General features: G+C 61.6%; 7 protein-coding genes. 2 read left to right on the forward strand and 5 right to left on the reverse strand.

What is annotated here, in order from left to right:
• The coding region (locus ACRESD_RS16120; RefSeq protein ID WP_431751836.1) for a creatininase family protein at positions 1-210 on the reverse strand (210 nt) is incomplete at its 3' end.
• A 30-nt stretch (positions 211-240) separates the two neighbouring features.
• The gene (locus tag ACRESD_RS16125) at positions 241-954 is read right to left on the reverse strand and encodes a murein L,D-transpeptidase catalytic domain family protein (RefSeq protein WP_431751837.1); all 714 of its coding nucleotides are present in this window, start codon (positions 952-954) and stop codon (positions 241-243) included.
• Positions 955-993: 39 nt separating this feature from the next.
• On the opposite strand from ACRESD_RS16125, the gene ACRESD_RS16130 reads away from it, so the two are divergent.
• On the forward strand, positions 994-2,580 hold the full coding sequence (locus ACRESD_RS16130; RefSeq protein ID WP_431751838.1) for a L,D-transpeptidase family protein: 1,587 nt from the start codon (positions 994-996) through the stop codon (positions 2,578-2,580).
• 11 nt (positions 2,581-2,591) lie between these two features.
• Here ACRESD_RS16130 and ACRESD_RS16135 read toward each other — a convergent pair whose 3' ends face one another.
• The 3 genes from ACRESD_RS16135 to ACRESD_RS16145 all read right to left on the reverse strand — a co-directional run bounded on the left by ACRESD_RS16135 (position 2,592) and on the right by ACRESD_RS16145 (position 6,102).
• Entirely contained in the window at positions 2,592-3,983 is a 1,392-nt protein-coding gene (locus ACRESD_RS16135; protein WP_431751839.1) for a sensor histidine kinase, read from the reverse strand.
• The gene (locus tag ACRESD_RS16140; RefSeq protein WP_003219726.1) at positions 3,961-4,644 is read right to left on the reverse strand and encodes a response regulator transcription factor; all 684 of its coding nucleotides are present in this window, start codon (positions 4,642-4,644) and stop codon (positions 3,961-3,963) included. The genes ACRESD_RS16135 and ACRESD_RS16140 overlap by 23 nt, the downstream gene beginning before the upstream one ends.
• Positions 4,645-4,872: 228 nt before the next feature.
• The gene (locus ACRESD_RS16145) at positions 4,873-6,102 is read right to left on the reverse strand and encodes a multidrug effflux MFS transporter (protein ID WP_431751840.1); all 1,230 of its coding nucleotides are present in this window, start codon (positions 6,100-6,102) and stop codon (positions 4,873-4,875) included.
• A gap of 93 nt (positions 6,103-6,195) precedes the next feature.
• Between ACRESD_RS16145 and ACRESD_RS16150 the strand changes: the two genes are divergently transcribed.
• Positions 6,196-6,595 (forward strand): GntR family transcriptional regulator (locus ACRESD_RS16150; RefSeq protein WP_431751841.1); only part of this gene is annotated, 400 nt, incomplete at its 3' end.

Genomic DNA, 6,595 nt, shown 5'->3' on the forward strand with positions numbered 1-6,595 from the left:
GTGCTGGGCCATGCCGATATTGAAGGTCGGGCCGATCAGGATGTCGGCGTTCTTCTGCGCCTCATGGGCGATGATCTCCGGGCACATCCAGTCGGTGCCCAAAAGGCCGGTGGGACCGTGTTGCTCATTGGAACCGATGGGGATCACCACCGTGCGGCTGCGCTCCAGAAACTGCCCGATCTCGATCCAGGTGGACTTATGTAGAAGCATGCGGTGCTCTCTTTTATCTGTGGGGACAGGCTATCCGCCACGGATTGTACGACTACTGGCCACCTGTTGGGGTTTGCAATTGAGGTAGGTCGAGGACTTCAGCCAATGCTGGTCCGGGTACCAGGAAAACATGAACTGCCCATCCTTGAGTTTGTCCACCACCTTGCGCGCTACTTGCGGCCGTACGGCCGGGCAGCCCTGGCTGCGACCGATGCGACCTTCGCGCTTGCTCCACGCGGGGCTGACATAGTCGGCGGCGTGAATCACCAGCGCGCGGTCCCGGGCCTGATCATTGAAGCCGGGCTCCAGGCCGTCCATGCGCAACGAGTAACCGTGGGTGCCCAGGTAACTTTCCTGGGTACGGAACAGCCCCAGGCTGGACTGGTGGCTCCCCTCGCGGTTGGAGAATTGCGTCGCGAAGTTTTCCCCGGACTTCGCGCCGTGGGCCACCAGATCGCGCAGCACGAGGGTCTTTTTACGCAAGTCGAAGATCCACAGCCGACGAGCGGTCGAAGGCTGGGAGTAGTCAATAACCGCTAGGCGATCCGAACGTTCTTCGCCGTTATTGACCGCACACTGCACCGCGTTCAGGGCGCTTTTGAGGACGGTGGGATTGAGTTCTGGAGCCGAGCGCGCCAGGCTGCTATACAAGTTAGGAGACGTCTGATTGGCGGCGAGCGCAAAATTGCTCAGCGTAGCCAGGGTCACGGTGATCAAGCCGAGGCGGCCAATAAAATTCAGCATCTGCAAAGCGTCCCCCGCCGTGGATTGGAGCCAGGTCAATTGTTCAAAAAACACGCATGTTACTTGAGCATTTGCTTGCTCGTTGCACCGCTGGTCGCGACAGCCGAATCGTTGCCGCCAGACGCAGTCCCCGTGGCCTCATCCAGCCCGATCCAACTGGCCCTGGCGCAACTCTCCAGCGTTTGCCCAAGCCTCGCTCCGCACATCGACCCTGGGGCGCTGTTGCGCCTGCAAGCGTTCTACCAGCAGCAGGGTGATGCGCCGCTGTGGGCTACCGGCGAGCGCCGCCCAGCGTTGCAGGCCCAGTTGCAACTGCTGGCCGATGATGGCCTGGACCCTTCCCACTATAGCCTGCCTGCGGTAGACGCCACGGCCAACGTGCTGTGCAGCGATATCGACAGCAGTCGCCAGTACCTGCAAGCCCTGCAGGATCTGCATTACGGGCGCTTGCAGCAGTCGCGCTACGAACCACTCTGGCATTCCCAGCCGCCTACCCGTGACCCCAATACCGAGGTGCTGGCGTTCGCGGCCACGGGTTTGCAAGACATGGCAAAAGGCTTCGACCAGGCGCGCCCCAGTGCCGACTTGTATCGCAGCCTGCGCAATGCCTACGCGACCGTGCGTCTGCAACCCTTGCCCCATTGGAATCCTGTCGCCAGTGGCCCCTTGCTGCGACCTGGCATGGAAGACCCCCGCGTGCCGGAACTGGCGCGACGCTTGTTCAGCGGAGGCTACCTGGCCAAGGTACCGACCGGAAACAGCAGGCAATACCGTGACGAACTGGTCAAGGCGGTGAAGGCGTTCCAGCTCAGTCACTCATTGCAAGCGGACGGCGTGATCGGCGCCGGAACCGTGGCGGAACTCAACATCAGCCCGGCGATGCGTCGTGAACAACTGCGCATCAACCTCGAACGTTTCCGCTGGCTCGCCCAGGACCTGGAGCCTGAAGGTGTGGTGGTGAACGTCGCGGCGGCGCAATTGAGCGTGTACCAAAGCGGCATCCCGGTGTGGCAGACACGCCTGCAAGTGGGGCGTGCCGAACGCCAGACGCCGCTGCTCAAGTCCCGCATCACCCGGTTGACCCTCAACCCCACCTGGACTATCCCGCCGACCATCATGCGCGAGGACAAGCTCCCGGCGATCCGCCTCAACCCCGAGTACCTGCGCCAGCAGAACCTGCAAGTGCTCGATGCCCAAGGTCGTCCGCTGACGCCCGACCAGGTGGACTGGTCGCGCCCGGGCAACATCCTCCTGCGTCAGGACGCTGGCCCACGCAACCCGTTGGGGCGGATCGTGATGCGCTTTCCCAATCCGTATTCGGTGTACCTGCACGACACGCCCAGCCAGCCGCTGTTTACCAAGGGGCCGCGGGCATTCAGTTCGGGATGTGTGAGGGTGGAGCAACCGTTGATGTTGCGCGACCTGCTGGTGAGCCCGGCCGAACGTGCGCGCACCGATGCATTGCTGGCCACCGGCGCGACCCACGAGTTCAGGCTGGCCACGCCGGTGCCGGTGCTGCTGGGGTATTGGACGGTGGAAGTGGACCGCCAGGGCGGGTTGGTGTACGCGCCCGATATCTATGGGCGCGACCCAGTGTTGATCAAGGCGATGGGCGCGGTGCTCTAGCTTGAGCGCCGCTACTCAGGCATCAACTGTTGGCGACATTCCAGCACCAGGCGGGCGCCACCCAGCTCACTGGTGCCGACGTCCAGCTTGAAACCATGCAGGTTGATGATCGCCGCGACAATCGAAAGGCCCAGGCCAAAACCGCCTTGCTGATCACCTTCATCCACCCGATAGAAGCGTTGGAACACCGAGTGACGCTCAGCCACCGGAATCCCGGGCCCCGAGTCATGCACTTCGATTCGCGTGCTGCCCACATCATTGGACGCGCGCAGGATGACCTTGCCGCCGGGCGGTGTGAACTTGATCGAGTTGCTCAGCAAGTTGGCCAAGGCTTCGAACAACAGTGCGCGGTCGCCGGTGATCCACGGTAGAGACTCGGGGATCTGCAACACCAACTCCATTTCGCCTTCTTCCGCCAAAGGCAAGTAGAAATCATGCAATTCGCGCAGCAGTGGCAACGGGTCCATCACCAGAAAGCCCGAGCGGCGTTGGTGGTCTTCCAGTTCAGAGATCCGTAGCAGCCCGCGAAAACGCGCCATCAGCGTGTCGGTTTCGGCGATGGCATCGTCCAGTTTCACCGCATGGGCCGAGTCTTCTTCGGCTTGTTGCTTGATGCGATAAAGCTGCGCACGCAGGCGTGTCAGCGGGGTGCGCAGGTCGTGGGCGATGTTGTCGCACACGCCCTTGACCTCGTTCATCAGCTTCTCGATGCGGTCGAGCATGGCGTTGACGATGGCGGCGAGCATGTCCAGTTCGTCACGGCGATTGGACAGCGGCAAGCGGTGGGTCAGGTCGCCGGCGACGATGGCTTCGGCGCTGGCCTGGATGCCTCGAATGCGTCGTAAAGGCCGGCGGCGCAACAAATGCCAGCCCGCAGCGCCCGGGATGATGGTCAGGGACAGTGCCCACAACAGGGCATGCCAGATGATCCGGGTGACACCAAATAACGAACCATTGGCACGCACCAGTACCAACCAGCGGCCGTCTTCGGTGTGGGTGGCCACGGCGTCGCAGCTGTCCTTGGGCAGTTTGGGGTCGTCGGAGTCGACGCAGTTGGCCAGGGCGTGGATCTTGCCGTCCAACGGCAGGTCAGGTGGCACTGCACGGATCGGTCCGCTCAGTGGGCGAAACTGTTCATCGAACAAGCCGTAGGCGTCCACGCCCTTCATGTCGAAGGTCATGCTGGTGGTCAGGGCTTCCACCAGTTCCTCGCCGTCGAAACGTTGGAACAGATGCTGGCGTTGCATCAGGGAGTGGCGTGACAAATCGCCCAGGTATCCCGAGACCTCGTAATACAGCACCCCCATGAGGATGCAGCTCCACGCCACGAACAACGAGCTGTACAGCGCCAACAAGCGGCTGCTGGAGGAACGCCAGCCCTTAGAGGGGTTCAGCAATGACATACCCGGAACCTCGTACCGTGCGGATCAACGGCGTGAGGCCCGGTGGATCGATTTTTTTGCGCAGGCGACCGATGTGCACGTCGATCAAGTTGGTGCCTGGGTCGAAGTGATAACCCCAGACTTCCTCGAAGATCATCATCCGCGACAGAATCTGCCCGGTGTTGCGCATCAGGAATTCCAGCAGTTTGTATTCGGTGGGGAGCAGGCTCAGTGGCTGTTCGGCGCGGCTGGCTTCACGGCTGATCAGGTTCAGTTCAAGGTCGGCTACACGCAAAGCGGTTTCGAATTCCTTGACCGTGCTCTTGCGTCGCAGCAGCACTTCCACACGGGCGGCCATTTCGTCGGAGGCGAATGGTTTGGTCAGGTAGTCATCACCGCCGGCACGCAGGCCGCGCACACGCTCGTCGACGTCGGAGAGGGCGCTGATCATCAAGATCGGCGTCGACACGCCGATGGTGCGCAAGGTGGTGACGATGGCCAGGCCATCGAGTTCCGGCAGCATGCGGTCGAGGGTGATCAGATCGTAATCACCGCTCACGGCACGGACCAGGCCTTCGCGGCCGTTGTCCACCCAATCTACGTCCAGTCCATGGCTACTCAGCTCGGCGACGATCTCGCGGGCCGTTACGGCGTCATCCTCGATGGTCAAAATGCGTGTCATAGGATTACCTGGTGAGCGTTCACACTAGAAGTGGGGGCATTTTGCCAAGAAATGATAGTCGGCTTACTAAAAAAATTTTCATGTTGGTAAAACCGACACATCAGACGGGGTGGAGTGCATAACGCCCGCTTGTCAGGGGTGATTCTTGCAGGTTGCAGGGTAGTAAGAAGCTAAAAATATTTAACTTGTTGAAATTAAATAGAAATTATTTGCCGAGTAGCCCGGTAATCATCCTGATCGCGATAAACCTGAGCCTGGCTCGGTCTCCTGTGGGAGGGGGCTTTTGTGGAGTGTCAGCCAGCTCGCGACCAGCAACGCACTGGCCGCTGCGGTCATGATCACCAAGGGGGTCGAGGTGCCATCTGACAACAACCCGGTGACCCAACTGCCCACGGCTGTTAGGAACATCTGGATAAAGAAGAACAACCCCGACGCCGTCCCGGCCATTGCGCCATAAGGCTGCAACACCGACAGCTGGCATGCCGGAATCACCAAGCCTACCGACACCATGATCACCACCATGGGCAGCACAATGGCCAGCCATTCCCCAGGCAACAGTGTGGTTGCCATCGCCAGCATCACACTGCCCACCAGGTTCAAGCCGATGCCGACGCTGATCAACCGGTCGGGTTCGAAACGCTGCACTAATCGCCGAAACAGGTTTGCACCCAGCATGTAGCCGCTGATCGTGGCGGCAAACACCAGCGCATAGGCCGTGGCGGACAGGTGAAAGCCGCGCTGCAGCAGGGCCGACGACTCGCTGATAAACGGAAAATAGGTGCTGTAGACGCAACCGATGGCAAGGGAATAGCGCAGAAAGTAGCGGTCACACAGCAGCTGACTGTAGATCCGCAGCAGATTGCTCGGCGGCGCGGCGGCAACTTCTGCCGGGCGGGTTTCCGGTAGGCGGCGATACACCACCAGGTACAGCGCAGCGCCGATCAACCCCAGCAGCACGAACAGCCCACGCCAGTCGATCCAGGGCAGCATCAGGCTGCCCAGCACCGGTGCGGCCATCGGGGACACGGCCATGGCCATGGAGATCAACCCCAGCAAGCGTGCTTGTTCCTGGCGGTCAAAATAGTCGCGCACGATCACCCGGCCGATCACCGTGGTACAGCAGCCTCCGAGGGCCTGGAACAGGCGGGCGATGATCAGCACGCCGAGGCTGTTGGACAAGGCACAGGCGGTGCTGGCCGCGACATAGAGGAACAGACCAGAGAGCAGTACCGGACGGCGACCGAAACGGTCGGTCAACGGGCCGCTGACCAGCAGGGAAATTGCCGAACCCAGGGTGTACAGCGTAAGGGTCAATTGCAGTTGGGCGTCGCTGCTGTGGAAGTCGTCGGCCATGGCGGGCAGGGCCGGCAGGTGCAGGTCCAGGGTGAGGCGTGGCAAGGCGATCAGGACGGTCAGCAGCACCAGCCAGAAGCCGGTGGAAAGGGGGCGTTGTGCCATGGAAAGCCTCAATCCTATGAGTAGAGCCCGAACTCTAGCGGCTTTGTGGTTTAATTCTGTGAGCCACTTTTGCAGGAATCGACTGGACCACTTATGCGCCAAGGAAAACAACCATCCGCCCTGGACCTGCCGCGTCCCGATGCCTTGGACACCGGCAAGCAGCAGGGCGCCTACGATGCGTTGCGTACCGCGATCCTGAATCGGCAGTTGCCAGCGGGCAGCCGCTTGCCGTCCACCCGCAGCCTGGCCGAGCGCTGGCGGGTGTCCCGTGGCACCCTTGAAGCGGCTTACGAACGCTTGCACAGCGAAGGCTACGTGCAGCGGGTGGCCGGCTCGGGTACTCGGGTGTGCGCGGTGATCCCGGAGCAATTCATTGCGGCCCCGGCGCCCACTAGCATCCCGCGTCGTGCGGTGCAGCCCGATCAGCCCGATACCGCCGTACAAAGCCACGTGCCCTTCGTTGCACGGCGCCCGGACGCCAGTCTGTTCGACT

It is taken from the genome of Pseudomonas sp., assembly GCF_050739995.1.
Lineage (GTDB): Bacteria > Pseudomonadota > Gammaproteobacteria > Pseudomonadales > Pseudomonadaceae > Aquipseudomonas.

Coding starts and splice junctions, on each gene's coding strand:
- ACRESD_RS16125 (WP_431751837.1), bottom strand. CDS start 954: ATGCTGAATTTTATTGGCCGCCTCGGCTTGATCACCGTGACCCTGGCT.
- ACRESD_RS16135 (WP_431751839.1), bottom strand. CDS start 3,983: ATGTCATTGCTGAACCCCTCTAAGGGCTGGCGTTCCTCCAGCAGCCGC.
- ACRESD_RS16140 (WP_003219726.1), bottom strand. CDS start 4,644: ATGACACGCATTTTGACCATCGAGGATGACGCCGTAACGGCCCGCGAG.
- ACRESD_RS16145 (WP_431751840.1), bottom strand. CDS start 6,102: ATGGCACAACGCCCCCTTTCCACCGGCTTCTGGCTGGTGCTGCTGACC.